This is a genomic window from Shewanella atlantica, from assembly GCF_003966265.1.
Lineage (GTDB): Bacteria > Pseudomonadota > Gammaproteobacteria > Enterobacterales > Shewanellaceae > Shewanella > Shewanella atlantica.
The window spans coordinates 1-24,600 of record NZ_RXNV01000026.1; the positions used below are offsets into that span (position 1 = coordinate 1).

Here is a 24,600-nt window from a genome sequence, read left to right on the forward strand (position 1 = left end):
TATTTTAAGAAGTTTTCCAAGCGATGATTTGTTAACCATTAAGGTCAAAACCAATCAAAACCCGAAGCCCCTAAAGCGCTTGTCACCTGAGTCTAATTCCAAAGAAGTTAAACTCTCTAACACTGCTGCAAGTCCCGTGCTACCTAGCGTTTACTAAGAGCGATTGGCCTGCTGTGCCGTGTCAGTGGATGCGCATTATAGGGAGTTTAAGGAAGGACGCAAGGGCTTTTTGAAGTAATCTTTCAATAATAGTATCGAACGTATAGGGATTAGACGAAATGACTGCTAATACTACACTTCAGGTTCATTTGAGGTATTAAAAACGTCTTTTAGATACAAGAAAGGGACCAAAGGTCCCTTTCTTCAAGTTCGAGAATCTGATTTAAGGCTTATCAATAAAGCTTTGTATCAGTTCTGCGGCTTTTTTGTCATCCCAATCGACAAAAGTACGAACAAAGGCCAGTAGCTCACCTTCTTTATTCAAGATGAAAGTTGCAGGAATCGTATCGAGTGGGAAAACACTACCCAACTTCTGCTTTTCATCATAATAAGAGTTGAATGCTTCCATTCCTAATTCTTTCAAAAACGGTTCAACCTTATCCTTACCTTCAAGATCGATCGAAATTGGCAAAATTTCAAATTCGCTGGAATCGAACTTAGCCGATAAGCGCTCGATAGCCGGCAGTTCACGGACACAAGGTGGGCACCAGGTAGCCCACATGTTAACCATGATAACCTTACCTTTATACTGACCAAAATCTACCGCTTCCCCTTTACTATCTTTAAAAGGAACAACGTCGATAGGATATGTCTTTGGCAATACATTAATAAGGTCGATACTGGACTGGCTCTCAGCTTCTGCTTTCTTTTGCATTCCTGGGTACGCAAATGCAGTGCTAACAGATAACGAACTTAGTGCCAACAGAGAAACCGTTAGCACACTTGCTAACCGCTTCTTCATTTATCGTCTCGCTTAAGCAACTTGTCTAACTCTTTTTGCTCTTCAGCACTAATTTCCTGTACATCGACATCTGAGATACGTTGTTTACGTATAAAGAAGAAGCCAATCAGCAAACCAAATAATAGTAATGCTATCGGACCAAGCCATAGAACGTAGGTCTTAGCTTCCATTCTTGGCTTATAGAGTACGAACTCACCATAACGGCTGGTCATAAACTCAATGATCTCATTATCCGCTTTACCGGCATCAACCATCTCATATACTTCCAGGCGGAGGTCTTGAGCAACAGGTGAATTTGAATCGATTAGGTTTTGATTCTGACACTGCGGACAACGAAGCGAGTGAGCTAATTCAAGCGCTCGCTTCTGATTATCAACAGATTTGAACTCATAAGTATCAACCGGAGTCGCAAAGGCTGATGAGATGAGTGTCATAGACAAAAGAATCATGCCGATAAACTTAAAAATCAACTTACTCATGATGCACCATCCAATTTAGCAGCAGCCTGAAGTTCCTCAACCATAGGTAATAAAGTTTCATTCCAAATACGTTGATCGATTGGACCGGCGTAACGGTAGCGAATGATCCCATTATGATCGACCAGGTAACTTTCCGGAGCACCGTAAACCCCAAGGTCTAATCCTAGGCGGCCATCGTGATCGAAAATGTTAGCGGTATATGGGTCACCCTGACGGTTTAGCTCACGAATCGCCATGGCACGCTCATCACGGTAGTTAATACCGTAGATTGGCAAGATATTCTGTCTTGCTAATCTCATCAGATAAGGATGTTCATACTTACAAGATGGACACCATGTAGCCCATACATTTAATAGTGAAACTTTTCCTTTTAAACTCTCGTTTGTGATTACATCGCCACGGTCTTCAAGACGCTCTAGCTGGAAAGCCGGAATAGGCTTTCCCTCTAGTGCAGAGTCTAGATTCTGTGGATTAAGGAAGAGCCCCTTATAAAGGAACACTCCCATAACTAAGAATAATACCAACGGAATAAATAGTACTAGCCTCTTCTTCATACTTGCCCCAATTCAAGTTAAGCCGTAGCTAATTTCTCTTTTTGAGCATCAGCTTTCGATGCCTCTGTTACTTTCTTTGTACGATAACGCTTATCTGATGCGGCAAAGAAACCGCCGACCATCATAAATATGCTTCCGAACCATAACCAACGAACAAATGGCTTGTAGTTCAGACGAACGGCGAACTGAGTTCTACTCAATGGATCACCCATTGTGATATATAGATCTCTGAATAATCCCCAATCGATTCCAGCTTCAGTCATGTCCATAGTACGAACATTGTACTGGCGACGGTCCGGTCTCAGCAGCGCGACAAACTCACCATCTTTAGTGACTTCGACCTGCCCCTGTTGAGCCGTGTAGTTAGGACCAACAACATTCTTAGTTTCGATATAGTTAAAGGTATAACCTGCTAGTTCCTGGCTGATCCCAGGCCCCATACGTACACTCTTCTCTATCGAGTAGTTTGAAACCATAGTTCCACCTACGACAGATACGGCGATACCCAGATGGGCGATAATCATACCCAGCTGACTTCTTCCCATTCTGGCAAGGCTAAACGAACCATCTTTAGATTTGGTTATATCGAAGGCCGCTCTTAACGTGGTGAGTGTAACCCATGTCGCAGTACCCACACCCAGCATTACCCAGATATTGAATTGGCCATCGGCAAGGAAAGGCGCTGCCGCACCAACAACCGTTGCAATTACAGCAGGTACCAACAACTTAGCCTTTAACTCACCAGGCTTAGTTTTTTTCCAACGAATATTTGGACCAATTCCCATAAAGACAAATAGGACAAGAACGATTGGTACAAACACTGCGTTAAAGTAAGGAGGACCTACGGAAATCTTACCCATGTTTAGTGCATCGATAAGTAGCGGATACAGGGTACCAAGAAGTACCGTACCACACGCAACCGTCAGCAGAATATTACATACCAGTAGCATGGTTTCTTTTGACTTTAGCTCGAAGCGGGCAGGACTCTTCATCTCACTAGCCCTAAATGCAAACAAGGTGAGCGAGCCACCGACTGCCAGCCCCAGAAGCAAGAGAATGAACATGCCTCGACTTGGATCTGCAGCAAATGAGTGCACAGAAGTCAGAACACCGGAACGAACGATGAAGGTACCAAGTAAGCTCAATGAGAAAGCAAAGATAGATAGCAGTACCGTCCAGTTACGGAAAGCTGCACGTTTCTCAGTAACAATAACGGAGTGTAATAATGCGGTACCAATCAACCAAGGCATAAATGATGCGTTTTCAACTGGATCCCAGAACCACCAACCGCCCCAGCCAAGCTCATAATATGCCCACCAAGAACCTAATGAAATACCACCGGTAAGGAATACCCAAGCAGCGAGAGTCCATGGACGACTCCAACGTGCCCAAGCCGAATCCAGGCTTCCTCCCATTAAGGCTGCAATTGCAAAAGCAAAGCTAACTGCGAAACCAACATAACCCAGATACAGCATAGGAGGATGGAAGATTAAGCCCACATCCTGAAGCATTGGGTTAAGGTCTCGTCCTTCCATCGGTACAGGGAATAGACGTTCGAAAGGGCTCGAAGTGAGTATCATAAACAGCGTGAAGCCAATAGTGATCATCGCCAGCACAGCTAAAACTCGTGCGGTGAAGACCTCTTCCAACCCTTTACTGAAGAATGCTACGGCTGCTGCCCAACACGACAGAGCAAATACCCAGAATAGAAGTGAGCCTTCATGCCCACCCCATACCGCAGCTATCTTGAAGAAAATTGGCAATTGTGAATTTGAATGGTGAGCAACGTATGCTACCGAAAAATCATCAATAGCGAAGCTATAACCAAGAACAACAACGGATAAAAATATAAAGAAGAACATGCCATAACTTAATGGCCAAGCATAACGCACTAAGTATTGGTCTTTACGTGCAACACCAATTAAAGGAACGCTGGCTAACAGGAAAGCGAATGCTAATCCTATTATCAACGATAAGTGTCCTAATTCTGGGATCATGGGTTTTCCTCAGTCCTATAGATGAATTGATCAAGTTAGTGCTTGATTCAACACACAAGAGTTTGCAGCTTACACTACTCAAGGTACATATTTTGAGTCATTTTAGTATTTGCTGTTGTATCTGTCTGCTTCTTTCGAACAAATATGGGTGACCTGTCTCATTCTCTGTTCAGATTAGTCACGGATACAGATGTTAAAAGCACCGGATTTTAAGGTCTGACCCTTAGGTGAAACTTAAGTTTCATCGATTTAAAAAAAATAGAAACGAACTGTGAACCAGTACTCAACTATCATCTTTTAAAGTAATGAACTCCTTATATTACTGTTCAATGAATAATCTTTCCGTATAATCCTATCCCTATCCCTGCGGTGTATCCGCATTTTTTGTAACTAATGTGAAAAAGAAATAATGACCACTCTCTGGATTTTTATTGCGCTTTTTGTGTTAGTCAGCCTAGTGCTGATTTGGTTTCCTCACTTTCGTCAGCAAAAGATGTTGCAAGCGGAAGAAGCAGGAGTACGTAAACAAACAAACCTCGAACTATTTAACAATCGTCTTGCGACACTGGAAAAAGAGCTCGAGGATGAACTGTTAGATCAAGTTGAATTTGACTCTCTTAAGAAAGAGTTAGAGATAAGTTTGCTTCAGGATATGAAGCAAGGTGTCGATGAGTCTTTGGTAAATAAAGTTAAGCCTAAAGGGCTATTGTGGCCGATGCTGATGTCTATCGTCATTATCGGAGTATCAGGGTACTTTTATACAACTCTTGGTGCATACGCAAAACTAAATCAACCTCAACCGGGTGGCCCACATGCTGGAATGACTCAAGAGCAGGTCATGCAGCAACGTCTCCAGGCGATGGAAGAGCAAGCCAAAGCGGAACCTGAAAACAGCCAGTTACTGTTCAGCTTAGGACATAGCTATATCTCAGCCAGTCGTTACGGTGATGCTGTAAAAACCTTCGACAAGGCCATGGTATTGGTTGGCACTCATGCCGAATTACTTGGACCAAAAGCAACGGCTATGTATTACAAAGCCAACCAGCAGATGACTCCGGCAATTCAGGCTATTATCGATCAATCTTTGTCTCTCGATCCAGAAGATCCTTCGACACTTCTATTGGTTGGTATGGATTCCTTCTTCACTGCTGATTACCAAAAGGCGATTGAGTCTTGGCAGATCATTCTTGATAGTGAACGAAAAGATGTTGACCGCAGTGCCATCATTAACGCAATTGACAGCGCAAAAATGAGAATGGAAGCTGAGACTGGTGGAATGCCAAACGATGCAGCTCATGCCAGTGTCAAAGGTGAAGCTAAGACAGTTAGTGTCGAAGTATCAATCGCACCTGAACTAGCAGATAAAGTTAATAGCTCTGATATGCTGTTTATCTTTGCCCGTAGCACAGAGGGCCCTAAGGTTCCATTAGCTGCCGTAAAGGTTTCGGCTAAAACCCTACCGGCGACTATCACCTTAGATGACACAACCTCTATGGGTGGAGATGTGAAGCTAAGTGGTGCAAAGAATGTCGAGATTATTGCAGTGCTATCTAAACATGGGACTGTTAAGCCTCAAGTCGGCGATCTTCAAGGTCACCTGGCAATGGTAAAAGTGGGTGACACTACTCAACTATTAATCGACACATTAGTAGAATAAACGAGTCTGCGCATGAATAACTTAAGGCCAGCTATGCTGGCCTTTTTATTTACCTTCAAAGCTCCTTCCTGAAATGTGCTTACACATTTCAGGCACAAAAAAACCGGCATCTGCCGGTTTTTCATTTCTCTAGATAAGAGAGCTACAACAAAAATTACTTAGACATGAACTCAATAGCGTTCTTGTAATCTTCATCAGTACAATCTGTACACATACCACCTGGTGGCATAGCGCCTTTACCAGTTTTGATGGTAGATACCAGAGTGTCCAGACCTTGAGCTAGACGAGGTTCCCAAGCTGCAGCATCATGTGCTTTTGGAGCGCCAGCGACACCCATGCTGTGGCATACTTGGCACGCCTTGTCGTAGACAGCCTTACCTTCTTGTGCAGATACGTTTGCAGACAAAGTCAATGCAGCGAAAGCAGTTAATGCTAACAATTTTTTCATGTTCGATGTTCCTAATGCAAATACTAACAAAGCTTCAATGCTGCCCTTATAACTGACTATGAGTAAGGCAGACTATTTTTTTTAGCCCGTATAGAATACATCAAACTTCAATAAATCTCACCTTTTTGTGATTCCAATCAAAGCTTGCATACTATTAGCACGACTTGATACACAAAATGGATACTATATTAGCAAATGTTGAAAAAGTTCAGTTAATCTTGTTAAAAGGTTCAATTTTCGGAAGCATATCAAATTGCTGACAGATAGAACCAACCATTACTAAACCCCTAAAAGGGATTGTGTTAATATCACTTGTGTTAACATACGGCTTGATATAGAGGACTCAGTGGCAGAACAACAAATAGCAAAGACCCTGCTTTCAGCCAATCAATTGACCTGCATTCGTGAAGAACGAATTCTGTTTGATGAACTTAGTTTTGAAATCACAGCGGGCGAAATCGTTCAGATAGAGGGGCCGAACGGCTCTGGCAAAACCAGTTTACTGCGCATCTTAGCCGGTTTATCTCGCCCATATGCCGGCGACGTTTATTATCAAGGTGAAGACATAACCCGTAACAGAGATGAGTACAACGACGATCTTCTCTACCTCGGACACTTGGCTGGCGTAAAAACGGAACTAACTGCTGAAGAGAATCTTAACTTCAATTTAAGGATCAGCGGGTATGATGAGTTTGATACTCGCGGCATACTTAGCAAAGTTAATTTAGCCGGTTTTGAAGAAGCACTAGCTGGACACCTTTCAGCAGGCCAGCATAGACGCACAGCACTTGCGCGACTATGGCATACTGACTGTAAGATTTGGCTGTTAGATGAACCTTTTACTGCGATTGATAAGAAAGGTGTTGAAGAGTTGGAGCACATCTTTCTAGCCCATGCTAAACGAGGAGGTTGCGTCATCATGACCACCCACCAGGATATGGGAATTATCGGTGACGATATACTTCGCAAGATTAGTCTTGAGTATCGCTTTGTATAAGGTTTCATAATGAAGAAAGGCATCAGTTTTAGACAAGCATTTTTCACACTTTTAAAACGTGACTTGCAAATTGCAATCCGTCACAAAGGCGATATATTCAATCCCCTACTCTTTTTTATCTTGGTGGTTACCCTGTTTCCATTAGGTATTGGACCTGAACCACAAATATTATCCAGAGTAGCACCAGGAATAATCTGGGTTGCAGCCCTATTAGCCTCAATGCTTTCGCTGGAGAGATTATTTAAGGCTGACTTCGTGGATGGCAGTCTGGAGCAGATGTTATTAAGCCCACAACCACTACCTTTGATGGTTTTGGCTAAGGTGTTAGCACATTGGATTCTAACCGGAGTACCGTTAATATTAATTGCTCCGTTATTAGCAGTACTGCTTCACTTAGATGGCAATAGCTATGGTGCATTGATGGCGACACTGGCTTTAGGTACACCGGTATTAAGTTTACTGGGTGCTATTGGTGTAGCCTTAACGGTAGGATTACATAAAGGCGGTGTGTTACTCAGCCTGCTTATCCTGCCTTTGTATATCCCGGTACTCATCTTTGCGACTTCAGCAATTGATGCGGCGGGCTTAAATTTACCCTACAGTGGCCATCTCGCAATCATAGGTGCGATGTTGGTCGGTTCATTAATATTGGCACCTTTTGCAATTGGTGCTTCGCTAAGAGTGAGTACTAACTAAAATGTGGAAATGGCTACATAGTTACGCGGATCCCGAACGCGCCTATAATTTATCCGGAAAACTCCTCCCTTGGTTCGCCATGCTGGCGACAGGCCTGATAGGTATTGGTTCTGTGTGGGGGCTAGTATTTGCTCCGACCGATTATCAACAAGGTGACAGTTATAGAATCATCTTTATACATGTACCTGCGGCATCTATGTCTATGGCGGCATACATGGCTATGGCCAGCTCAGCCTTTGTCGGACTTGTTTGGCAGATTAAATCTGCTGACTGGGCCGCTGCTGCAATTGCCCCCATCGGCGCTGTAATTACCTTTATTGCTTTGATTACAGGTGCAACCTGGGGCAAACCTATGTGGGGCACCTGGTGGGTCTGGGATGCTCGCTTAACCGCTGAACTGGTACTACTTTTCCTATATTTAGGAGTCATATCTCTCTATGCTTCGTTTGAAGATAAAGTGTTAGCAGCCAGAGCCGCTGGTATCTTAGCCATTGTCGGCGTGATTAATATTCCGATTATTAAATACTCGGTAGAATGGTGGAGCTCGCTACATCAACCATCAACAATCAAGATCACTGAGAAATCGAGTATGTCTTCAGATATGCTTTATCCATTGCTGATAAATATCGTTGGCTTCGGAATGATGATAGGTGCGATTACATTGATACGTTTCAGAGCCGAAATATTGGCAAGAAATGGAATGCGCCCTTGGGTACGGGAACTTGCTAAAGCCGAAGGAGTCAAATAATGCAGTTCGATTCATTAGCAGATTTTTTTAACATGGGAGGCTATGCCTTCTACGTATGGCTGGCTTATGGAGTAACCTTTCTGTCGTTAGGTATTCTCGTAGTTCACAGCCTTGGACAAAAACGTAAGGTGTTGGTGGGGATCTCGCAAAAAATACAACGAGAAGAGCGCCTTAAAGAAAACCGGAGTACCAAATAGTGAACGCTAGACGTAAAAAAAGATTAACATTAGCAGTAGCCTTAATTGGCGGAGTTGCCGCAATTGCGTCACTCTTACTGTACGCCCTCAACTCAAACCTGAATCTATTCTATACCCCAACCGAGATTGTACAGGGTAAGAAGGATACCGGCGTTAAACCAGAAGTTGGTCAACGTATTCGTGTCGGTGGCATGGTTACCATTGGCTCAATGGTCCGCGATCCTGATAGCTTGCATGTAGAGTTTGCAGTTCACGATGCTGCCGGCGGTGAGATTCTGGTTACTTACGATGATCTGCTGCCGGATCTGTTCCGAGAAGGCCAAGGTATCGTTGCTCAAGGTGTTTTAGTCGAAGGCGGTAAGCTTCAGGCAACTGAGGTTTTAGCAAAGCATGATGAGAACTACATGCCTCCTGAAGTCGCTGAAGCCATGGGACAGACCCACGAGAAGCTGGATTACAACGAACAGCAAAAAAGTAGCTACTAACTAGGTACTTATCAACTTCTAAAGAGGCCTCGCAAGAGGCCTTTTTTTTGCCTGACTTTCGATACCGTGACACCTGGTCTATAACTATAGAAAGCCCTTAGAAGACCGAAAATATGCGGCACCTCTTACTCCTTCTGATTATGTTCCCACTGAAAATGATGGCAGCGTCGGTGTTGATCATTGAAAGCTACCATGAGGAGTATGAGTGGGATAAGAACTATAATAGAGGCATAGTTTCAATCCTTGGCAATGAACACGAATATCACCATTCTTACCTGAATACCAAACGACTTCCGCAGACAAGCTTTGCTAGCCAGGCTGAGCGAGCCTGGAAGCTCTACAATGAGCTTAAGCCAGATCTTGTAGTACTAGCAGATGATAACGCAATTAAGATGCTACATAAGCGTTTTGTGAAGACAAAAGTACCGGTCGTATTCCTTGGACTCAATACTAACCCCCGCACCTATAACATACATAACCAAAAAAACTTTACCGGGGTACTGGAAAGGCCACTGTTTAAAAGATCGCTTCTGCTAGCTAATCAGTTATTACTCGACAAACCCAAAAAGAAATTTTTAGTACTTTTCGATAACAGCAAAACTTCGATAGCATCGTTGGAACAGATCAGTCCATCTCTGGACAGTATCTCAATGGGAAAGGTTAGTCTGGATTTTGTACTGACAAGTAATTTCAGTACGTGGAAAACAAGAGTCTCTGAAGCCAAGGAAAATGGGTACGATGCCATATTTATAGGGCTTTACCATACTATAAGGGATGGTTCAGGAAAGCACCTGTCACCCGAACAAGTTATAGCTTGGGCCGCGGAACATTCACCATTGCCACACTTCGGATTTTGGGAGTTTACAATTGGCCCACAAAAAAACATAGGCGGTTATGTTTTAGATGGATATCTTCACGGTCAACATGCCGGGAGATTGATAAAGCAGGTCCTGGAAGGCGCATCACCAAGCTCATTGTCATTCGTATTCGACAGTAAAGGACTTTACCTCTTTAGTAAGCGTGGAGTTGAACGGTGGGAATTAAAAATTCCAGAGAAAATAAAACGAAAAGCAAAATGGATAGATTAAAGGATTTTTAGGTGCAACATTCAAATTTTACGCATAAAAAAGCCGGGCAATAGCCCGGCTTTTTAAAATGAAATACCTTAATTACTCAGCAGAGTCATCAGCTTCAACAGCTTCAGCATCTTCTGGGCGACCAACTAGTTCAATAAACGCCATAGGCGCTTTATCACCAGTACGTAGACCGCACTTAAGGATACGAGTGTAACCACCAGGACGTTCCTGGTAGCGTGGACCCAATTCATTGAATAACTTACCTACGACTTCAGCGTCGCGAGTACGTGCAAATGCCAAACGACGGTTTGCAACGCTATCACTCTTAGCAAGTGTTATCAGAGGTTCAACTACGCGACGCAGTTCTTTCGCTTTAGCTACAGTAGTCTTGATCACTTCGTGACGGACTAAAGAGCTTGCCATGTTACGGAACATAGCTTGGCGATGACTGCTGTTACGGTTCAGTTGACGACCACTCTTACGATGGCGCATGACTAATCCTTATTACCTAAATCTGTACAAGTCTGGACTTAAAGGTCGTCTGCTAAACTAGCCGGTGGCCAGTTTTCGAGACGCATACCTAACGACAGTCCGCGAGAAGCTAAAACATCCTTAATTTCAGTAAGAGATTTCTTACCTAAGTTAGGAGTCTTAAGCAGCTCAACTTCTGTGCGCTGTACCAGATCACCGATGTAATGAATCGCTTCAGCCTTCAAACAGTTAGCTGAACGTACAGTTAGCTCTAAATCGTCCACAGGACGCAACAGAATCGGATCGAACTCCGGCTTCTCTTCTTTCTGCTCTGGCTCAGTAACATCACGCAGTTCAACGAACGCATCTAACTGTTCAGCTAGAATTGTTGCAGAACGACGGATAGCTTCCTCAGGATCAATAGTACCGTTTGTGGTCATATCGATAACGAGTTTATCTAAGTCAGTACGCTGTTCAACACGTGCAGCTTCTACATTGTAGGCTATACGAGCGACAGGCGAGAATGAAGAATCCACCAACAAACGACCGATAGGGCGATCATCGTCTTCGGTTTGTGCACGGGCTGATGCCGGTACATAACCACGACCACGCTCTACACGGATTCGCATGCTGACCTCATTATTACCAGTCAAATGACAGATAACGTGGTCAGGATTCATGATAGTGACATCACCATCATGCGTGATATCTGCTGCAGTAACAGGGCCTGCGCCTGACTTACTTAAAGTAAGCATAGCTTCGTCTTTCCCTTCGATCACTACTGCTAAACCTTTAAGGTTTAGTAGGATCTCAAGGATATCCTCTTGCACGCCTTCCTTGCTACTGTATTCATGCAGTACACCATCAATTTCTACTTCGGTTACCGCGCAGCCTGGCATAGACGACAATAGGATACGACGCAACGCGTTACCTAAAGTGTGACCGAAACCACGTTCAAGCGGCTCAAGTGTAACTTTGGCACGTGTTGGATTAACCTGCTCGATATCAACGAGACGCGGTCTAAGAAATTCTGTAACAGAACCCTGCATTGTGTCCTCTCTTTTGTGTTAACTTTACTTAGAGTAAAGTTCGACGATCAGCTGTTCGTTAATTTCCGCAGATAAATCACTACGCTCTGGTAGACGCTTGAAAGCACCTTCCATCTTAGTGTTATCAACTTCAACCCATGTTGGCTTTTCGCGTTGAGAAGCAACTTCTAAAGCAGCAATAATACGCGCTTGCTTCTTAGACTTCTCACGAATGCTAATTACATCATTCGCAGACACTTTGAATGATGGAATGTTAACAACGCTGCCGTTTACCAGAATAGACTTGTGGCTTACAAGCTGACGTGCTTCTGCACGAGTTGCGCCAAAGCCCATACGGTATACAACGTTATCAAGACGGGTTTCTAAAAGAGTAAGTAGGTTTTCACCAGTGTTACCTTTTGTACGTGCAGCGTCTTTGTAGTAGTTACGGAATTGCTTTTCAAGCACACCATAAGTACGACGAACTTTTTGTTTCTCGCGTAGCTGAACGCCATACTCAGACAGACGGGTCTTACGAGCGCCGTGTTGTCCAGGTGCAGTTTCAAGCTTACACTTCGAATCGATTGCTCTCACACCGCTTTTTAGGAAAAGGTCTGTACCTTCTCTGCGGCTGAGCTTGAGCTTGGGACCCAAGTATCTTGCCATGTTCTTTCTCCAACTATCCTATTAAAAACGACGTGTTATACGCGACGTTTCTTAGGAGGACGACAACCATTATGAGGGATAGGCGTCACATCGGTAATGTTAGTTATCTTGTAACCAACCGAGTTTAGTGCACGAATCGCAGATTCGCGTCCTGGACCTGGACCCTTTACAAAGACTTCTAGGTTTTTAACACCGTAGTCCTGAGCAGCAACACCTGCACGCTCAGCAGCAACCTGTGCAGCAAAAGGAGTAGATTTACGTGAACCACGGAAACCTGAACCACCTGAAGTTGCCCAAGATAGTGCATTACCTTGACGATCTGTAATGGTAATAATTGTGTTGTTGAAAGAAGCATGGATATGAGCCATGCCATCAGCAACCTGTTTACGTACACGCTTACGCGGAGAACGTGACGGAACTTTAGCCATTTCGGTTTACCCCGTTACTTTCTGATTGGTTTACGTGGACCTTTACGCGTACGCGCATTGGTCTTAGTACGTTGCCCACGAAGGGGCAGGCTACGACGGTGACGTATTCCACGGTAACAGCCAAGGTCCATAAGACGCTTGATGTTCATGGAAACTTCACGACGCAAATCACCTTCTACAGTGTATTCGGCAACTGCTTCGCGTAGTGTATCAATTTGAGCTTCGCTCAATTCCTTGATCTTAGCGTCTTCAGCAACAGAAGTAGCCGCGCAGATTGCTCTAGCGCGAGTACGGCCAATGCCGAAGATTCCAGTCAATGCAATGACTGTATGCTTGTGATCAGGAATGTTAATGCCAGCGATACGGGCCACTATGCACTCCTCAATAGTTAATGGTCATCTGTGAAAAGCCCGGTAGGATACTCGACAGACGACGGTTTTGCAAATAAATTTTGATCAGCCCGAACAGGGCTGACCAAGTTTTTTTAGCCTTGACGCTGTTTGTGCTTAGGTTCAACACAAATCACGCGTACAACGCCACTACGTTTTACGATCTTGCAATTACGGCAGATCTTCTTCACGGAAGCTCGAACTTTCATTTCATCACTCCGAGAAAACTTTCTTAGCGACCAAAGCGATCTAAATTCGCTTTATTCACTAGGTTAGCTTTCTTCATTACAGACTCATACTGATGAGACATCATGTGGGTCTGAACTTGAGCCATGAAGTCCATGATTACGACTACCATAATAAGTAGTGAAGTACCGCCAAAATAGAACTGTACTTTCCACGTAATTAACATGAACTCCGGAATTAAACAGATAAAGGTAATGTACAGTGCGCCAGCTAATGTCAGGCGAGTCATCACTTTATCAATGTAACGCGAAGTCTGTTCTCCAGGACGGATCCCGGGAATAAACGCACCACTTTTCTTCAAGTTATCTGCTGTCTCACGCGGGTTAAACACCAACGCAGTATAGAAGAAACAGAAGAAAATGATTGCTGATGCATACAATAATGAGTAGAGCGGTTGTCCTGGTGATACAGCAAGTGAAAAATCACTTAACCATGATAAGGACTCATTTTGACCAAACCACTGTGCAAGTGTACCTGGAAACAAAATGATGCTCGACGCAAAAATTGGTGGTATTACACCTGCCATATTTATCTTAAGTGGTAAATGTGTACTTTGCGCAGCAAACACCTTACGGCCCTGCTGACGCTTTGCATAGTTAACAACGATACGACGCTGACCACGCTCCACAAATACAACAAAATAGGTTACAGCAAATACAATAACGGCTATCAACAACAGTACGAGTACGTTCAAGTCACCTTGACGCGCCTGCTCAGCCGTTTGGCCGATAGCAGATGGTAGACCAGCAACAATACCTGCGAAAATTAATATCGAGATACCATTACCAATGCCTCGTTCGGTAATCTGCTCACCTAGCCACATAAGGAACATAGTTCCTGTAACTAAACTCACAACAGCAACGAAATAGAAACCAAATCCGAGGTTTACAACTAAACCTGGAACAAGGTTTGGTAGACCCGTTGCGATACCGATTGCCTGGAATGTACCCAGGACCAATGTGCCGTATCTAGTATACTGACTGATCTTCTTACGTCCTGATTCGCCTTCCTTTTTAAGTTCAGCGAGTGCAGGATGCACAACAGTCAACAACTGCATGATAATCGACGCCGAAATATACGGCATGATTCCCAATGCAAAGATAGAAGCACGTTCAAGGGCACCACCAGAGAACATGTTAAACATGCCTAAGATAGTACCCTTCTGCTGATTGAACAGCTCTGCTAATACAGCAGCGTCAATACCAGGAATTGGTACAAACGAACCGGCTCTAAAGACGATAATCGCACCAATCACGAACAGGAGGCGAGTCTTCAGTTCAGAAAATCCACCTTTCGCGCTTTTTAAATCAAGTCCTGGTTTTGCCATCGACGTATTATTCCTCGATCTTTCCGCCGGCAGCTTCAATAGCTGCACGTGCACCTTTGGTTACCTTCAGACCTTTTACGGTCACTGGGCGCTCAATGGTACCTGAAAGAACGATTTTAGCAAACTGTATGTTGCGAGTAACGAGATTCGCATCTTTCAGTGCATTTAAGTCGACAACATCACCGTTAACTTTTGCAAGTTCACTAATGCGAACTTCTGCTGTTACCATCGCACGACGCGAGGTAAAACCAAACTTAGGCAGACGAATCTTAAGTGGCATTTGACCACCCTCGAAACCGACGCGAACGCCGCCACCAGAACGAGACTTCTGACCCTTGTGGCCACGACCACAAGTTTTACCAGTGCCTGAACCAATACCGCGACCTACACGCTTAGCTGCTGATTTAGCACCTGCAGCAGGTGATAGAGTATTTAGACGCATCTTATACTTCCTCCACCGAAACCATGTAGTAAACCTTGTTAATCATACCGCGAACTGAAGGAGTATCTTCAACTTCAACGGTGTGATTAATACGGCGTAGACCTAGACCAGTCAAAGTTGCACGATGCTTAGGCAAACGTCCAATTGAACTTTTAGTCTGTGTCACTTTGATAGTTTTCTTAGCCATGGTGCATTAACCTCGAATTTCATCAACATTAAGGCCACGCTTAGCTGCAATTTGTGATGGTGACTTCATGTGCACCAACGCATCTACAGTTGCGCGAACGATGTTGATCGGGTTAGTAGAACCGTATGCTTTCGACAGAACGTTATGAACGCCTGCTACTTCCAATACGGCACGCATTGCGCCACCGGCAATAATACCGGTACCGTCTGATGCTGGTTGCATGTAAACACGCGATCCAGTGTGACGGCCCTTTACAGGGTGGTGCAGAGTACCATTGATCAATTCAACAGAAACAATGTTACGGCGAGCCTTTTCCATTGCTTTCTGAATTGCTGCTGGTACTTCACGCGCTTTACCATAGCCAAAGCCGACTTTACCGTTACCGTCACCCACTACAGTTAGTGCAGTGAAGCTAAAGATACGTCCGCCTTTAACCACTTTAGAAACACGATTAACTGCAACTAGTTTCTCTTGCAGATCGTCTTTTTGCTGTGCTTCGAATTTAGCCATTTTTAATCATTCCTTAGAACTTGAGGCCAGCTTCACGAGCGGCGTCTGCTAATGCAGCTACACGTCCGTGATACTTGAAACCGGAACGATCGAATGCAACTACAGTCACGCCTTTTTCGATAGCACGCTCAGCAACGGTTTTACCCACTACTTTAGCTGCATCAACGTTACCTGTGTACTTAAGTTGCTCTGTTACCGCTTTCTCAGCAGTAGAAGCTGCCGCCAAAACCTGTGAATCAGGGCTGATTACCTGAGCATAGGTGTGACGTGGTGTACGATGTACAACCAGACGGTTAACGCCCAGCTCTTGGATCTTCTTACGGGCGCGAGTTGCGCGGCGTAAGCGAGATGTTTTCTTATCCATATCGCGTTACCTACTTCTTCTTAGCCTCTTTACGACGTACTTGTTCGTCAGCATAGCGAACACCTTTACCTTTGTAAGGCTCTGGTGGACGGTAGCCGCGAATCTCAGCTGCTACTTGTCCGACAAGCTGCTTATCAGTACCAGAAAGTACGATTTCAGTTTGTGAAGGACAAACAGCTGTTACGCCGTCTGGGAGTTCGTGTACTAGTGGGTGAGAGAAACCTAAAGTCAAATCAACGCCTTTACCAGCGATTTTCGCACGGTAACCGACACCAATTAGAGTTAGTTTTTTCTCAAAACCAGCTGTTACACCAACAACCATGTTGTTGATTAGAGCTCGAGCTGTACCTGCTTGAGCGTTAGTTTTAACGCCTTCTACAGAACTACACTTAATTTCGTTGTCTTCAACAACAACAGAAACGTCAGCGTTAATTACTCGAGTCAAACTACCTTTAGTACCTTTTACGGTGATAGTTTGTTCGTTTAGAGTCACTTCTACGCCTGCAGGGATAGCGACTGGTGCTTTTGCGACACGAGACATTGCTAGCTCCTTAAGCTACGTAGCAGATAACTTCCCCACCCATGCCATTTTGGCGGGCGGTACGGTCAGTCATCAAACCTTTAGAAGTGGACACAATTGCGACACCCAGTCCGCCCATAACCTTTGGAAGTTCGTCTTTACCTTTGTAAATACGAAGACCAGGACGGCTAACGCGTTGGATAGTCTCAACAACTGGCTGGCCTTGGAAATACTTTAACGTAATTTCAAGAACAGGTTTGGTTTCATCTGCTACGGCGTAGTCAGTGATATAACCTTCTTCTTTAAGCGTTTTCGCAATAGCGACTTTTAGCTTAGCAGAAGGCATAGTTACTGATACTTTGTTAGCAGCTTGGCCATTACGAATACGTGTTAACATATCCGCTATAGGATCTTGCATGCTCATATTAGCTTACTCCGTGACAAGTATTTACCAGCTGGCCTTACGTAGACCAGGAACTTCACCACGCATGGTAGCTTCACGCAACTTAATACGGCTAAGGCCGAATTTACGTAAATAACCATGTGGGCGACCAGTTTGACTACAGCGGTTGCGCTGACGCGAACTGCTGGAATCACGTGGTAGACCTTGCAACTTAAGAACTGCATCCCAACGGTCATCATCAGATGTAGTTGGATTGTTAATGATAGCCTTAAGAGCTAGACGCTTTTCAGCGAACTTAGCCACGAGCTTGGCACGTTTTACTTCACGTGCTTTCATTGAACTTTTTGCCATTTCGCTACCCTTATTTCTTGAATGGGAAGTTAAAGCCTTCAAGCAAAGCTCGGCCTTCTTCATCATTCTTCGCAGAAGTAGTGATCACAATATCCATACCACGGATCTTATCGATTTTATCGTATTCGATCTCAGGGAAGATAATCTGCTCACGTACACCCATTGCGTAGTTACCACGGCCATCGAACGACTTAGCGCTCATACCACGGAAATCACGAATACGCGGGATTGCGATATCAACTAAACGCTCTAAGAATTCCCACATACGCTCACCGCGCAGTGTAACCTTACAGCCTATCGGGTAGCCATCACGGATTTTAAAACCAGCCACTGACTTACGAGCTACAGTCACAACCGGCTTTTGACCAGCGATAGCAGTCATGTCACGAAGCGCATGCTCCATAACTTTCTTATCTGCTACTGCTTCGCCAACACCCATGTTAAGGGTGATTTTCTCAATCCGAGGGACTTGCATGACACTGGTAAAACCGAACTTTTTAGCAAGTTCAGGACTAACAGTCTCTTGATATTTATCATGCAGTTTCGCCATCGTTTACTCCAATTACTTAACGAGTTCACTGTTCGACTTAAAGAAACGGACCTTTTGGCCGTCTTCAAATCGGAAACCAACGCGATCAGCTTTGCCAGTGGCAGAGTTGAAAATCGCTACGTTTGATGCTTGTATCGGTGCTTCTTGCTCAACAATACCGCCAGCTACGCCCAATTGTGGGTTTGGCTTCTGGTGTTTCTTGACAAGATTAATGCCTTCAACAATTAATTTACCAGTAGGAAGAACCTGAGAAACCTTACCGCGTTTACCCTGGTCTTTACCTGCTAATACAATTACTTCGTCTTCGCGACGGATTTTAGCTGCCATTTGAAGCTCCTTACAGTACTTCTGGTGCCAGAGAAACAATTTTCATAAATTGTTCGTTACGCAATTCACGCGTCACTGGGCCAAAGATACGAGTACCAATCGGTGCATTGTTTGCGTTAAGCAAAACAGCTGCGTTCCGATCGAAGCGAATGACAGAACCGTCTGGGCGACGTACGCCTTTCTTAGTACGAACTACCACCGCGCTATATACATCACCTTTCTTCGCTTTACCGCGAGGAATAGCTTCTTTAACAGAAACCTTAATGATGTCGCCGATACCGGCATAACGACGATGAGATCCACCTAAGACCTTAATACACTGAACTCTACGAGCGCCACTGTTACAGGCTACATCTAGAGTAGATTGCATTTGGATCATTGTAAATGCTCCGCTAACGTTACTTACATCCCCAATTTGGGGCGACTTTTTCGCCTATTTTTAACAATAATTTTGTCAAAAATGGCGCGCAAGTATAACACCCGAATTTGAGAATAGATAGTGTTAAAATAAAAACGGCTCCAAAAAGGAGCCGTTTAGCTTAAAGCCAAAAAATATTAGGCTTTAGATACTACTTCAACCAGAGTCCAAGACTTAGTCTTAGACAGCGGACGGCATTCGCGAATAGTCACGACATCGCCAGCATTACACTGATTTTGTTCGTCATGTGCATGGATCTTAGTAGTGCGCTTAAGGTACTTCCCGTATAAAGGATGCTTAACCTTACGCTCAATAGCTACAGTGATAGACTTGTCCATCTTGTTGCTAAGTACTCGACCCTGCAAAGTACGGATATTATCAGACATTATGCACCCGCCTTAGAAGTAATAATGGTCTTAACGCGCGCAATGTTGCGACGCACGATTTTAAGCTGATGAGTCTGAGTCAACTGACCAGTGGCGTGTTGCATACGCAGATTAAACTGCTCACGCAGCAGACCAAGCAGTTCAGCGTTCAGTTCTTCAACGCTCTTTTCTGTTAGTTCGCTCGCTTTCATTACATCACCGTCTTAGTTACAAAGGTGGTCTTAAGAGGCAGCTTAGCGGCAGCAAGAGCGAAAGCTTCACGAGCTAGCTCCTCTGGTACACCATCCATCTCATAAAGAACCTTACCTGGTTGAATTTGGCAAACCCAATATTCAACGTTACCCTTACCTTTACCCATACGCACTTCAAGAGGCTTAGAGGTGATAGGCTTATCAGGGAAAACGCGGATCCAGATTTGACCTTGACGTTTAATGTGACGTGTCATAGCACGACGCGCAGCTTCAATTTGACGAGCAGTTAGACGACCACGTCCAACAGCTTTCAAACCGAAATCACCGAAGCTTACTTCAGTGCCGTTCGCAAGACCGCGGTTACGGCCTTTGAACATTTTACGAAACTTCATTCGTTTTGGTTGCAGCATTGCCAGCTCTCCTATTTACCGCGAGGCTTACGCTTCGGCTGCTGTTTCGGCTCTTCATGCTGAGGTAGCACGCCGTCTAGAACTTCACCTTTGAAGACCCAAACTTTAACGCCAATCACACCGTATTGAGTGTGACTCTCTGCAGTAGAATAGTCGATATCAGCACGCAGTGTATGTAGAGGTACACGACCTTCACGATACCACTCAGAACGCGCAATCTCAGCTCCGCCTAGACGGCCGCTAACTTCAACTTTGATACCTTTAGCACCAAGACGCATTGCATTTTGAACTGCGCGCTTCATAGCACGACGGAACATAACACGACGCTCTAGCTGCGAAGCGATGCCATCGGCAACAAGCTTAGCATCTAGCTCAGGCTTACGGATCTCAGCGATGTTGATTTGAGCTGGAATACCAGTCAGCTTTGCAACTGCGTTGCGTAGCTTCTCAACGTCTTCGCCTTTCTTACCAATCACAACACCTGGACGGGCAGTGTGAATAGTAACGCGAACACTCTTTGCTGGACGCTCGATAACAATCTTAGAAACTGATGCTTGCTTAAGTTTCTTTTCAAGAAACTTACGCACTTCCCAGTCACTACTCAAGTTATTGGCATAGTCTGACTTGTCAGCGTACCAGGTCGAGATCCAAGGCTTAGTGATACCCAGACGGATACCATTAGGATGTACTTTCTGTCCCATTGCTAACTCCTAGCGATCTGATACAACCACAGTAATGTGGCTGGTACGCTTGATTATACGATCAGCACGGCCTTTAGCACGTGGCATGATACGCTTCATAGTTGGACCTTCATCGATCATAATGGCTCCAACTCTTAGCTCGTCAATGTCAGCACCTTCATTGTGCTCAGCATTAGCGATTGCAGAGTCCAGTACTTTCTTAACAAGTACTGCAGCTTTTTTAGGGCTGAAAGTTAAAATTTCGAGAGCCTTAGCAACAGGCAGTCCACGGATTTGATCTGCAACCAAACGACACTTTTGAGGCGACGTACGGGCAAAACGATGTTTAGCTAAAACTTCCATCTTATTCCTCCCGTATTAACGCTTCTTCGCTTTCTTATCAGCAGCATGGCCGCGATAAGTGCGAGTTGGTGAAAATTCACCAAGCTTGTGGCCGATCATTTCGTCAGTTACGAACACAGGTACGTGCTGACGACCATTATGGACAGCGATGGTCAACCCAATCATATTAGGGATGATCATAGAGCGACGAGACCAAGTCTTAATAGGCTTCTTGTCTCCCGCTTCCATCGCTTTCTCTACCTTCTTCAGCAAGTGTAGGTCAATGAATGGACCTTTCTTGAGAGAACGTGGCATGGCGAATCCTCTTACTTTTTATTGCGACGACGTACAATGTACTTGTCGGTGCGTTTGTTACTACGAGTCTTATAACCCTTAGTTGGAACACCCGTTGGTGAAACAGGATGACGGCCACCAGAAGTACGGCCTTCACCACCACCATGGGGATGATCTACTGGGTTCATTGCAACACCACGAACTGTTGGGCGTACGCCTCTCCAGCGTTTAGCACCTGCTTTACCTAACTGGCGTAGCATATGCTCGGCATTACCAACTTCACCCAATGTCGCGCGGCAGTCTACTGGTACTTTACGCATTTCGCCAGAGCGAAGACGTAGAGTAGCGTATTCGCCATCACGAGCTACAACTTGAACATAAGTACCTGCTGAACGAGCGATCTGAGCACCTTTACCAGGCTTCATTTCAACTGCGTGTACAACACTACCTATTGGGATGTTGCGTAATGGTAGAGCGTTACCGCTCTTGATTTCAGCATCGATACCAGACTGGATTTGATCTCCAGCTTGCATGCCTTTAGCAGCAAGGATATAACGACGCTCACCATCAGCATACAAAACAAGTGCGATGTTTGCTGTGCGGTTTGGATCATATTCCAAACGCTCAACTTTTGCAGGGATACCGTCTTTGTTGCGCTTAAAGTCAACAATACGGTAATGCTGCTTGTGTCCACCACCTACGTGACGAACAGTGATACGGCCAGTATTGTTACGGCCACCACTTTTAGATTTTTTCGCCAACAAGCCAGCAAAAGGTTTACCCTTGTGCAGGTCAGTGTTCACCACTTTAACAACGTGACGACGACCAGCAGAGGTTGGCTTACACTTAATAACTGCCATGATAATTCTCCTTTGCTTACTCAGCGCCGACGAAATCGATTTCAGCACCAGCAGCTAAAGTAACATAGGCTTTTTTCCAATCGACACGACGACCCATACGGGCACCGGTACGCTTGGTCTTACCTTTGTTAACTAGAGTGCGAACTGAATCTACTTCAACTTCGAACAATTGAGCGACTGCAGCTTTAACTTCAGCTTTAGTTGCGTCTATAGCTACACGGAAAACTACCGTGTTGTCATTTTCTGCACAAACAGTACTCTTTTCAGAGATATGTGGTGCAAGAATAACTTTTAGCAAACGTTCTTGACTGATCATCCCAGCATCTCCTCGATTTGCTTAACAGCATCGGCAGTTACTAGTACTTTGTTGAATGCGATCAGACTAACTGGGTCAATACCAGCTACGTCACGAACGTCAACTTTGTACAAGTTGCGAGCAGCCAAGAACAAGTTCTCGTCAATTTCTGGAGTAACGATCAACACGTCTTCTAGATCCATAGCAGACAGTTTAGCTTTAAGCTCTTTAGTTTTAGGAGCTTCAACGCTAAATGACTCGACTACGATTAGACGGTCTTGACGTACCAATTCAGAGAAAATGCTTTTCAGCGCTCCGCGGTACATCTTCTTGTTTACTTTTTGGCTGTGATCTTGAGCTTTAGCAGCGAATGTTACGCCACCGCCACGCCAGATCGGGCCTTTAACAGTACCGGCACGTGCGCGGCCAGTACCTTTTTGGCGCCATGGCTTCTTGCCAGAGCCAACAACTTCCGCACGAGTCTTTTGAGCACGAGTGCCCTGACGTGCGTTTGCAGCATAAGCTACAACTACCTGATGAACCAGTGCTTCATTAAAGTCACGGCCGAAGGTAGTTTCGGAAACTTCCAGAGCACTTTGTGCGTCTTTCAATACCAATTCCATTACTATCTCCTCAGACCTAAGCTTTAACGGCAGGCTTGATGATCAGGTTGCCATTTGTGGCTCCCGGAACAGCACCCTTAACCAGTAGCAAGTTACGCTCTGCATCTACACGTACAACGTCTAGATTCTGAGTGGTAACACGCTCTGCACCCATGTGGCCTGACATTTTCTTACCTTTGAAAACGCGACCAGGTGTCTGGTTTTGACCGATAGAACCGTTGGATCTATGTGCCAGTGAGTTACCGTGTGTCATGTCTTGTGCATGGAAGTTCCAACGCTTAATACCGCCTTGGAAGCCCTTACCTTTAGATTGACCAGTAACATCAACTTTCGCTACATCAGCGAAGATATCAACATTTAGCTCAGCACCAACTTCAATGCTTTCGCCTTCACCATCTGCCAAACGCACTTCCCACAAACCACGACCGGCTTCAACGCCTGCCTTAGCAAAGTGACCTGCTTCTGGTTTAGTGATGCGATTAGCTTTTTTGGTACCAGTAGTAACTTGAAGCGCACGGTAACCGTCAGTTTCTAAGGTTTTCACCTGAGTAACGCGGTTAGAAGCGATTTCAATTACTGTAACCGGGACAGACGCACCATCTTCAGTGAAGATGCGAGTCATACCCACTTTACGACCGATAAGACCGATAGCCATCTCGAAAACCTCTTATTAACCCAAGCTAATTTGAACGTCAACACCAGCCGCAAGATCAAGACGCATAAGTGCATCTACAGTCTTTTCAGTTGGCTCAACGATGTCAACTAGACGTTTGTGAGTACGAAGTTCGTACTGATCACGCGCATCTTTATTAACGTGTGGAGAAGTCAAAATGGTATAACGTTCTTTACGCGTTGGTAGTGGAATTGGACCACGAACCTGTGCGCCTGTACGCTTAGCAGTTTCAACGATTTCCGCAGTAGACTGATCGATCAAACGATGATCAAATCCTTTTAAGCGGATACGGATTCTTTGGTTCTGCATTGACCAGAGCTCCTAAAATGGACACATAAAAAATCACCCTCTTGCACTTCCAAAATGGAACGCAGAGCGAGATGATTTAACCGTTCGACTCACAATTGGAGTCGCTGTTTTTTTGAGCAAGACTAATTGTCTTACTAGTAAATTCGCCTAATGGTTAAGGCGAAGGGGTATTATACTGATTTAAACGCTCAGATCAACCCCAGTGATTGAATTATCATCGATAGGATGAAATTCATCAATGTGGCGAGCATTATACAAAGTTTTAACGCTAAATCCAGACGTTTTTTAAAATCAGTACAGCCCACAAATTATAGGCAATAAAAAAGGAAGCCGAAGCTTCCTTTTCTTTAGTGTTTTGTAAGACTAGTCGCTATTAAGCAACAATCTCAGCTACAACACCAGCACCAACTGTACGGCCACCTTCACGGATTGCGAAGCGTAAACCTTCGTCCATCGCGATTGGGCAGATTAGTGTAACAGTCATAGCAACGTTGTCACCAGGCATTACCATCTCTACGCCTTCTGGCAATTCGATAGTACCGGTTACGTCAGTTGTACGGAAGTAGAACTGTGGACGGTAGCCTTTGAAGAATGGAGTGTGACGTCCGCCTTCTT

The 24,600-nt window shown here is 44.7% G+C and carries 41 protein-coding genes; 7 read left to right on the plus strand and 34 right to left on the minus strand.

Features of this window, described 5'->3' with window-relative positions; genetic code table 11:
* Positions 1 to 382: 382 nt before the first annotated feature.
* Genes EKG39_RS22675 through EKG39_RS22690 form a run of 4 tightly spaced genes read right to left on the minus strand, consistent with a single transcriptional unit; the run spans position 383 to position 3,991 of the window.
* Positions 383 to 961 (minus strand): TlpA family protein disulfide reductase, encoded by a 579-nt coding sequence (locus tag EKG39_RS22675; protein ID WP_126508247.1) that lies wholly within the window; start codon positions 959 to 961, stop codon positions 383 to 385.
* The gene (nrfF, locus tag EKG39_RS22680; RefSeq protein ID WP_126508248.1) at positions 958 to 1,440 is read right to left on the minus strand and encodes a heme lyase NrfEFG subunit NrfF; all 483 of its coding nucleotides are present in this window, start codon (positions 1,438 to 1,440) and stop codon (positions 958 to 960) included. Before nrfF ends, EKG39_RS22675 begins: the two co-directional genes overlap by 4 nt.
* Complete coding sequence (locus EKG39_RS22685; RefSeq protein ID WP_126508249.1) at positions 1,437 to 1,994, minus strand: DsbE family thiol:disulfide interchange protein; 558 nt, start codon at positions 1,992 to 1,994, stop codon at positions 1,437 to 1,439. The genes nrfF and EKG39_RS22685 overlap by 4 nt, the downstream gene beginning before the upstream one ends.
* Before the next feature lie 17 nt (positions 1,995 to 2,011).
* Positions 2,012 to 3,991 carry a heme lyase CcmF/NrfE family subunit gene (locus EKG39_RS22690; RefSeq protein ID WP_126508250.1) on the minus strand — a complete coding sequence of 660 codons (1,980 nt, stop codon included), beginning with the start codon at positions 3,989 to 3,991 and terminating at the stop codon, positions 2,012 to 2,014.
* A 409-nt stretch (positions 3,992 to 4,400) separates the two neighbouring features.
* On the opposite strand from EKG39_RS22690, the gene ccmI reads away from it, so the two are divergent.
* Complete coding sequence (gene ccmI / locus EKG39_RS22695; protein ID WP_126508251.1) at positions 4,401 to 5,648, plus strand: c-type cytochrome biogenesis protein CcmI; 1,248 nt, start codon at positions 4,401 to 4,403, stop codon at positions 5,646 to 5,648.
* A 154-nt stretch (positions 5,649 to 5,802) separates the two neighbouring features.
* On the opposite strand, the gene EKG39_RS22700 is transcribed toward ccmI, so the two are convergent.
* Positions 5,803 to 6,096 (minus strand): c-type cytochrome, encoded by a 294-nt coding sequence (locus tag EKG39_RS22700; protein ID WP_126508252.1) that lies wholly within the window; start codon positions 6,094 to 6,096, stop codon positions 5,803 to 5,805.
* A gap of 346 nt (positions 6,097 to 6,442) precedes the next feature.
* On the opposite strand from EKG39_RS22700, the gene ccmA reads away from it, so the two are divergent.
* The 6 genes from ccmA (at position 6,443) to EKG39_RS22730 (ending at position 10,307) form a co-directional block, all read left to right on the plus strand.
* A complete protein-coding gene (ccmA, locus tag EKG39_RS22705) occupies positions 6,443 to 7,093 on the plus strand; it encodes a cytochrome c biogenesis heme-transporting ATPase CcmA (protein WP_126508253.1) in 651 nt (216 codons plus the stop codon).
* A 9-nt stretch (positions 7,094 to 7,102) separates the two neighbouring features.
* Entirely contained in the window at positions 7,103 to 7,789 is a 687-nt protein-coding gene (gene ccmB, locus EKG39_RS22710) for a heme exporter protein CcmB (RefSeq protein WP_012144621.1), read from the plus strand.
* A gap of 1 nt (position 7,790) precedes the next feature.
* Positions 7,791 to 8,537 carry a heme ABC transporter permease CcmC gene (ccmC, locus tag EKG39_RS22715; RefSeq protein ID WP_126508254.1) on the plus strand — a complete coding sequence of 249 codons (747 nt, stop codon included), beginning with the start codon at positions 7,791 to 7,793 and terminating at the stop codon, positions 8,535 to 8,537.
* Positions 8,537 to 8,734: a heme exporter protein CcmD gene (gene ccmD, locus EKG39_RS22720; protein WP_126508255.1), complete on the plus strand. Its 198-nt coding sequence runs from the start codon at positions 8,537 to 8,539 to the stop codon at positions 8,732 to 8,734. The genes ccmC and ccmD overlap by 1 nt, the downstream gene beginning before the upstream one ends.
* On the plus strand, positions 8,734 to 9,219 hold the full coding sequence (gene ccmE, locus EKG39_RS22725; RefSeq protein ID WP_126508256.1) for a cytochrome c maturation protein CcmE: 486 nt from the start codon (positions 8,734 to 8,736) through the stop codon (positions 9,217 to 9,219). Before ccmD ends, ccmE begins: the two co-directional genes overlap by 1 nt.
* 170 nt (positions 9,220 to 9,389) lie before the next feature.
* Positions 9,390 to 10,307 carry an ABC transporter substrate-binding protein gene (locus EKG39_RS22730; RefSeq protein WP_246028594.1) on the plus strand — a complete coding sequence of 306 codons (918 nt, stop codon included), beginning with the start codon at positions 9,390 to 9,392 and terminating at the stop codon, positions 10,305 to 10,307.
* A gap of 81 nt (positions 10,308 to 10,388) precedes the next feature.
* Here EKG39_RS22730 and rplQ read toward each other — a convergent pair whose 3' ends face one another.
* From rplQ to EKG39_RS22875, 29 genes are all read right to left on the minus strand, one after another.
* The gene (rplQ, locus tag EKG39_RS22735; protein WP_012144626.1) at positions 10,389 to 10,787 is read right to left on the minus strand and encodes a 50S ribosomal protein L17; all 399 of its coding nucleotides are present in this window, start codon (positions 10,785 to 10,787) and stop codon (positions 10,389 to 10,391) included.
* Between the two features lie 38 nt (positions 10,788 to 10,825).
* Positions 10,826 to 11,815: a DNA-directed RNA polymerase subunit alpha gene (locus tag EKG39_RS22740; protein ID WP_126508258.1), complete on the minus strand. Its 990-nt coding sequence runs from the start codon at positions 11,813 to 11,815 to the stop codon at positions 10,826 to 10,828.
* 24 nt (positions 11,816 to 11,839) lie between these two features.
* Positions 11,840 to 12,460, minus strand: coding sequence for a 30S ribosomal protein S4 (gene rpsD / locus EKG39_RS22745; protein ID WP_126508259.1), 621 nt, complete (start codon positions 12,458 to 12,460; stop codon positions 11,840 to 11,842).
* Between the two features lie 35 nt (positions 12,461 to 12,495).
* A complete protein-coding gene (rpsK, locus tag EKG39_RS22750) occupies positions 12,496 to 12,888 on the minus strand; it encodes a 30S ribosomal protein S11 (protein WP_012144629.1) in 393 nt (130 codons plus the stop codon).
* A gap of 14 nt (positions 12,889 to 12,902) precedes the next feature.
* On the minus strand, positions 12,903 to 13,259 hold the full coding sequence (rpsM, locus tag EKG39_RS22755) for a 30S ribosomal protein S13 (protein ID WP_012327242.1): 357 nt from the start codon (positions 13,257 to 13,259) through the stop codon (positions 12,903 to 12,905).
* 113 nt (positions 13,260 to 13,372) lie between these two features.
* Positions 13,373 to 13,486 carry a 50S ribosomal protein L36 gene (rpmJ, locus tag EKG39_RS22760; protein ID WP_006083579.1) on the minus strand — a complete coding sequence of 38 codons (114 nt, stop codon included), beginning with the start codon at positions 13,484 to 13,486 and terminating at the stop codon, positions 13,373 to 13,375.
* Positions 13,487 to 13,509: 23 nt separating this feature from the next.
* Complete coding sequence (gene secY / locus EKG39_RS22765) at positions 13,510 to 14,850, minus strand: preprotein translocase subunit SecY (RefSeq protein WP_012144631.1); 1,341 nt, start codon at positions 14,848 to 14,850, stop codon at positions 13,510 to 13,512.
* A gap of 7 nt (positions 14,851 to 14,857) precedes the next feature.
* Positions 14,858 to 15,292, minus strand: coding sequence for a 50S ribosomal protein L15 (gene rplO / locus EKG39_RS22770; RefSeq protein WP_126508260.1), 435 nt, complete (start codon positions 15,290 to 15,292; stop codon positions 14,858 to 14,860).
* Between the two features lies 1 nt (position 15,293).
* Positions 15,294 to 15,479 carry a 50S ribosomal protein L30 gene (gene rpmD, locus EKG39_RS22775; RefSeq protein ID WP_126508261.1) on the minus strand — a complete coding sequence of 62 codons (186 nt, stop codon included), beginning with the start codon at positions 15,477 to 15,479 and terminating at the stop codon, positions 15,294 to 15,296.
* A 6-nt stretch (positions 15,480 to 15,485) separates the two neighbouring features.
* Positions 15,486 to 15,989 carry a 30S ribosomal protein S5 gene (gene rpsE, locus EKG39_RS22780; RefSeq protein ID WP_012144633.1) on the minus strand — a complete coding sequence of 168 codons (504 nt, stop codon included), beginning with the start codon at positions 15,987 to 15,989 and terminating at the stop codon, positions 15,486 to 15,488.
* A 13-nt stretch (positions 15,990 to 16,002) separates the two neighbouring features.
* A complete protein-coding gene (rplR, locus tag EKG39_RS22785; protein WP_126508262.1) occupies positions 16,003 to 16,353 on the minus strand; it encodes a 50S ribosomal protein L18 in 351 nt (116 codons plus the stop codon).
* Positions 16,354 to 16,363: 10 nt separating this feature from the next.
* Complete coding sequence (gene rplF / locus EKG39_RS22790; RefSeq protein WP_126508263.1) at positions 16,364 to 16,894, minus strand: 50S ribosomal protein L6; 531 nt, start codon at positions 16,892 to 16,894, stop codon at positions 16,364 to 16,366.
* Between the two features lie 10 nt (positions 16,895 to 16,904).
* Positions 16,905 to 17,297, minus strand: coding sequence for a 30S ribosomal protein S8 (rpsH, locus tag EKG39_RS22795; RefSeq protein ID WP_126508264.1), 393 nt, complete (start codon positions 17,295 to 17,297; stop codon positions 16,905 to 16,907).
* Between the two features lie 24 nt (positions 17,298 to 17,321).
* Positions 17,322 to 17,627 carry a 30S ribosomal protein S14 gene (gene rpsN / locus EKG39_RS22800; RefSeq protein ID WP_126508265.1) on the minus strand — a complete coding sequence of 102 codons (306 nt, stop codon included), beginning with the start codon at positions 17,625 to 17,627 and terminating at the stop codon, positions 17,322 to 17,324.
* 10 nt (positions 17,628 to 17,637) lie between these two features.
* Positions 17,638 to 18,177 carry a 50S ribosomal protein L5 gene (rplE, locus tag EKG39_RS22805; protein ID WP_126508266.1) on the minus strand — a complete coding sequence of 180 codons (540 nt, stop codon included), beginning with the start codon at positions 18,175 to 18,177 and terminating at the stop codon, positions 17,638 to 17,640.
* 12 nt (positions 18,178 to 18,189) lie between these two features.
* Positions 18,190 to 18,504 carry a 50S ribosomal protein L24 gene (gene rplX / locus EKG39_RS22810; RefSeq protein WP_012144639.1) on the minus strand — a complete coding sequence of 105 codons (315 nt, stop codon included), beginning with the start codon at positions 18,502 to 18,504 and terminating at the stop codon, positions 18,190 to 18,192.
* Positions 18,505 to 18,514: 10 nt separating this feature from the next.
* Positions 18,515 to 18,883, minus strand: a complete 369-nt coding sequence (gene rplN, locus EKG39_RS22815) for a 50S ribosomal protein L14 (protein ID WP_012144640.1) — start codon at positions 18,881 to 18,883, stop codon at positions 18,515 to 18,517.
* A gap of 176 nt (positions 18,884 to 19,059) precedes the next feature.
* Positions 19,060 to 19,308 (minus strand): 30S ribosomal protein S17, encoded by a 249-nt coding sequence (rpsQ, locus tag EKG39_RS22820; RefSeq protein ID WP_012144641.1) that lies wholly within the window; start codon positions 19,306 to 19,308, stop codon positions 19,060 to 19,062.
* On the minus strand, positions 19,308 to 19,499 hold the full coding sequence (gene rpmC, locus EKG39_RS22825) for a 50S ribosomal protein L29 (RefSeq protein WP_012144642.1): 192 nt from the start codon (positions 19,497 to 19,499) through the stop codon (positions 19,308 to 19,310). Before rpmC ends, rpsQ begins: the two co-directional genes overlap by 1 nt.
* Positions 19,499 to 19,909, minus strand: a complete 411-nt coding sequence (gene rplP, locus EKG39_RS22830) for a 50S ribosomal protein L16 (protein ID WP_126508267.1) — start codon at positions 19,907 to 19,909, stop codon at positions 19,499 to 19,501. The genes rpmC and rplP overlap by 1 nt, the downstream gene beginning before the upstream one ends.
* 11 nt (positions 19,910 to 19,920) lie before the next feature.
* On the minus strand, positions 19,921 to 20,610 hold the full coding sequence (rpsC, locus tag EKG39_RS22835; RefSeq protein ID WP_126508268.1) for a 30S ribosomal protein S3: 690 nt from the start codon (positions 20,608 to 20,610) through the stop codon (positions 19,921 to 19,923).
* 9 nt (positions 20,611 to 20,619) lie between these two features.
* Positions 20,620 to 20,952 carry a 50S ribosomal protein L22 gene (gene rplV / locus EKG39_RS22840; protein ID WP_012144645.1) on the minus strand — a complete coding sequence of 111 codons (333 nt, stop codon included), beginning with the start codon at positions 20,950 to 20,952 and terminating at the stop codon, positions 20,620 to 20,622.
* 15 nt (positions 20,953 to 20,967) lie between these two features.
* Complete coding sequence (rpsS, locus tag EKG39_RS22845) at positions 20,968 to 21,246, minus strand: 30S ribosomal protein S19 (protein ID WP_006083596.1); 279 nt, start codon at positions 21,244 to 21,246, stop codon at positions 20,968 to 20,970.
* Positions 21,247 to 21,257: 11 nt separating this feature from the next.
* Positions 21,258 to 22,085, minus strand: a complete 828-nt coding sequence (gene rplB, locus EKG39_RS22850; protein WP_126508269.1) for a 50S ribosomal protein L2 — start codon at positions 22,083 to 22,085, stop codon at positions 21,258 to 21,260.
* Between the two features lie 16 nt (positions 22,086 to 22,101).
* Positions 22,102 to 22,401: a 50S ribosomal protein L23 gene (gene rplW / locus EKG39_RS22855; protein WP_126508270.1), complete on the minus strand. Its 300-nt coding sequence runs from the start codon at positions 22,399 to 22,401 to the stop codon at positions 22,102 to 22,104.
* Entirely contained in the window at positions 22,398 to 23,003 is a 606-nt protein-coding gene (gene rplD, locus EKG39_RS22860) for a 50S ribosomal protein L4 (RefSeq protein WP_126508271.1), read from the minus strand. Before rplD ends, rplW begins: the two co-directional genes overlap by 4 nt.
* Before the next feature lie 16 nt (positions 23,004 to 23,019).
* Positions 23,020 to 23,658 carry a 50S ribosomal protein L3 gene (gene rplC, locus EKG39_RS22865; RefSeq protein WP_126508272.1) on the minus strand — a complete coding sequence of 213 codons (639 nt, stop codon included), beginning with the start codon at positions 23,656 to 23,658 and terminating at the stop codon, positions 23,020 to 23,022.
* A 15-nt stretch (positions 23,659 to 23,673) separates the two neighbouring features.
* Positions 23,674 to 23,985, minus strand: a complete 312-nt coding sequence (gene rpsJ / locus EKG39_RS22870; protein ID WP_005503530.1) for a 30S ribosomal protein S10 — start codon at positions 23,983 to 23,985, stop codon at positions 23,674 to 23,676.
* 373 nt (positions 23,986 to 24,358) lie between these two features.
* The coding region (locus tag EKG39_RS22875; RefSeq protein ID WP_484385940.1) for an EF-Tu C-terminal domain-related protein at positions 24,359 to 24,600 on the minus strand (242 nt) is incomplete at its 5' end.

Bases quoted from the DNA above. Each gene is read 5' to 3' on its own strand.
- EKG39_RS22675 (WP_126508247.1), bottom strand. From the start codon at position 961: ATGAAGAAGCGGTTAGCAAGTGTGCTAACGGTTTCTCTGTTGGCACTA.
- nrfF (WP_126508248.1), bottom strand. From the start codon at position 1,440: ATGAGTAAGTTGATTTTTAAGTTTATCGGCATGATTCTTTTGTCTATG.
- EKG39_RS22685 (WP_126508249.1), bottom strand. From the start codon at position 1,994: ATGAAGAAGAGGCTAGTACTATTTATTCCGTTGGTATTATTCTTAGTT.
- EKG39_RS22690 (WP_126508250.1), bottom strand. From the start codon at position 3,991: ATGATCCCAGAATTAGGACACTTATCGTTGATAATAGGATTAGCATTC.
- ccmI (WP_126508251.1), top strand. From the start codon at position 4,401: ATGACCACTCTCTGGATTTTTATTGCGCTTTTTGTGTTAGTCAGCCTA.
- EKG39_RS22700 (WP_126508252.1), bottom strand. From the start codon at position 6,096: ATGAAAAAATTGTTAGCATTAACTGCTTTCGCTGCATTGACTTTGTCT.
- ccmB (WP_012144621.1), top strand. From the start codon at position 7,103: ATGAAGAAAGGCATCAGTTTTAGACAAGCATTTTTCACACTTTTAAAA.
- ccmC (WP_126508254.1), top strand. From the start codon at position 7,791: ATGTGGAAATGGCTACATAGTTACGCGGATCCCGAACGCGCCTATAAT.
- ccmD (WP_126508255.1), top strand. From the start codon at position 8,537: ATGCAGTTCGATTCATTAGCAGATTTTTTTAACATGGGAGGCTATGCC.
- rplQ (WP_012144626.1), bottom strand. From the start codon at position 10,787: ATGCGCCATCGTAAGAGTGGTCGTCAACTGAACCGTAACAGCAGTCAT.
- EKG39_RS22740 (WP_126508258.1), bottom strand. From the start codon at position 11,815: ATGCAGGGTTCTGTTACAGAATTTCTTAGACCGCGTCTCGTTGATATC.
- rpsD (WP_126508259.1), bottom strand. From the start codon at position 12,460: ATGGCAAGATACTTGGGTCCCAAGCTCAAGCTCAGCCGCAGAGAAGGT.
- rpsK (WP_012144629.1), bottom strand. From the start codon at position 12,888: ATGGCTAAAGTTCCGTCACGTTCTCCGCGTAAGCGTGTACGTAAACAG.
- rpmJ (WP_006083579.1), bottom strand. From the start codon at position 13,486: ATGAAAGTTCGAGCTTCCGTGAAGAAGATCTGCCGTAATTGCAAGATC.
- secY (WP_012144631.1), bottom strand. From the start codon at position 14,850: ATGGCAAAACCAGGACTTGATTTAAAAAGCGCGAAAGGTGGATTTTCT.
- rplO (WP_126508260.1), bottom strand. From the start codon at position 15,292: ATGCGTCTAAATACTCTATCACCTGCTGCAGGTGCTAAATCAGCAGCT.
- rpmD (WP_126508261.1), bottom strand. From the start codon at position 15,479: ATGGCTAAGAAAACTATCAAAGTGACACAGACTAAAAGTTCAATTGGA.
- rpsE (WP_012144633.1), bottom strand. From the start codon at position 15,989: ATGGCTAAATTCGAAGCACAGCAAAAAGACGATCTGCAAGAGAAACTA.
- rplR (WP_126508262.1), bottom strand. From the start codon at position 16,353: ATGGATAAGAAAACATCTCGCTTACGCCGCGCAACTCGCGCCCGTAAG.
- rplF (WP_126508263.1), bottom strand. From the start codon at position 16,894: ATGTCTCGTGTCGCAAAAGCACCAGTCGCTATCCCTGCAGGCGTAGAA.
- rpsH (WP_126508264.1), bottom strand. From the start codon at position 17,297: ATGAGCATGCAAGATCCTATAGCGGATATGTTAACACGTATTCGTAAT.
- rpsN (WP_126508265.1), bottom strand. From the start codon at position 17,627: ATGGCAAAAAGTTCAATGAAAGCACGTGAAGTAAAACGTGCCAAGCTC.
- rplE (WP_126508266.1), bottom strand. From the start codon at position 18,177: ATGGCGAAACTGCATGATAAATATCAAGAGACTGTTAGTCCTGAACTT.
- rplX (WP_012144639.1), bottom strand. From the start codon at position 18,504: ATGGCAGCTAAAATCCGTCGCGAAGACGAAGTAATTGTATTAGCAGGT.
- rplN (WP_012144640.1), bottom strand. From the start codon at position 18,883: ATGATCCAAATGCAATCTACTCTAGATGTAGCCTGTAACAGTGGCGCT.
- rpsQ (WP_012144641.1), bottom strand. From the start codon at position 19,308: ATGTCTGATAATATCCGTACTTTGCAGGGTCGAGTACTTAGCAACAAG.
- rpmC (WP_012144642.1), bottom strand. From the start codon at position 19,499: ATGAAAGCGAGCGAACTAACAGAAAAGAGCGTTGAAGAACTGAACGCT.
- rplP (WP_126508267.1), bottom strand. From the start codon at position 19,909: ATGCTGCAACCAAAACGAATGAAGTTTCGTAAAATGTTCAAAGGCCGT.
- rpsC (WP_126508268.1), bottom strand. From the start codon at position 20,610: ATGGGACAGAAAGTACATCCTAATGGTATCCGTCTGGGTATCACTAAG.
- rplV (WP_012144645.1), bottom strand. From the start codon at position 20,952: ATGGAAGTTTTAGCTAAACATCGTTTTGCCCGTACGTCGCCTCAAAAG.
- rpsS (WP_006083596.1), bottom strand. From the start codon at position 21,246: ATGCCACGTTCTCTCAAGAAAGGTCCATTCATTGACCTACACTTGCTG.
- rplB (WP_126508269.1), bottom strand. From the start codon at position 22,085: ATGGCAGTTATTAAGTGTAAGCCAACCTCTGCTGGTCGTCGTCACGTT.
- rplW (WP_126508270.1), bottom strand. From the start codon at position 22,401: ATGATCAGTCAAGAACGTTTGCTAAAAGTTATTCTTGCACCACATATC.
- rplD (WP_126508271.1), bottom strand. From the start codon at position 23,003: ATGGAATTGGTATTGAAAGACGCACAAAGTGCTCTGGAAGTTTCCGAA.
- rplC (WP_126508272.1), bottom strand. From the start codon at position 23,658: ATGGCTATCGGTCTTATCGGTCGTAAAGTGGGTATGACTCGCATCTTC.
- rpsJ (WP_005503530.1), bottom strand. From the start codon at position 23,985: ATGCAGAACCAAAGAATCCGTATCCGCTTAAAAGGATTTGATCATCGT.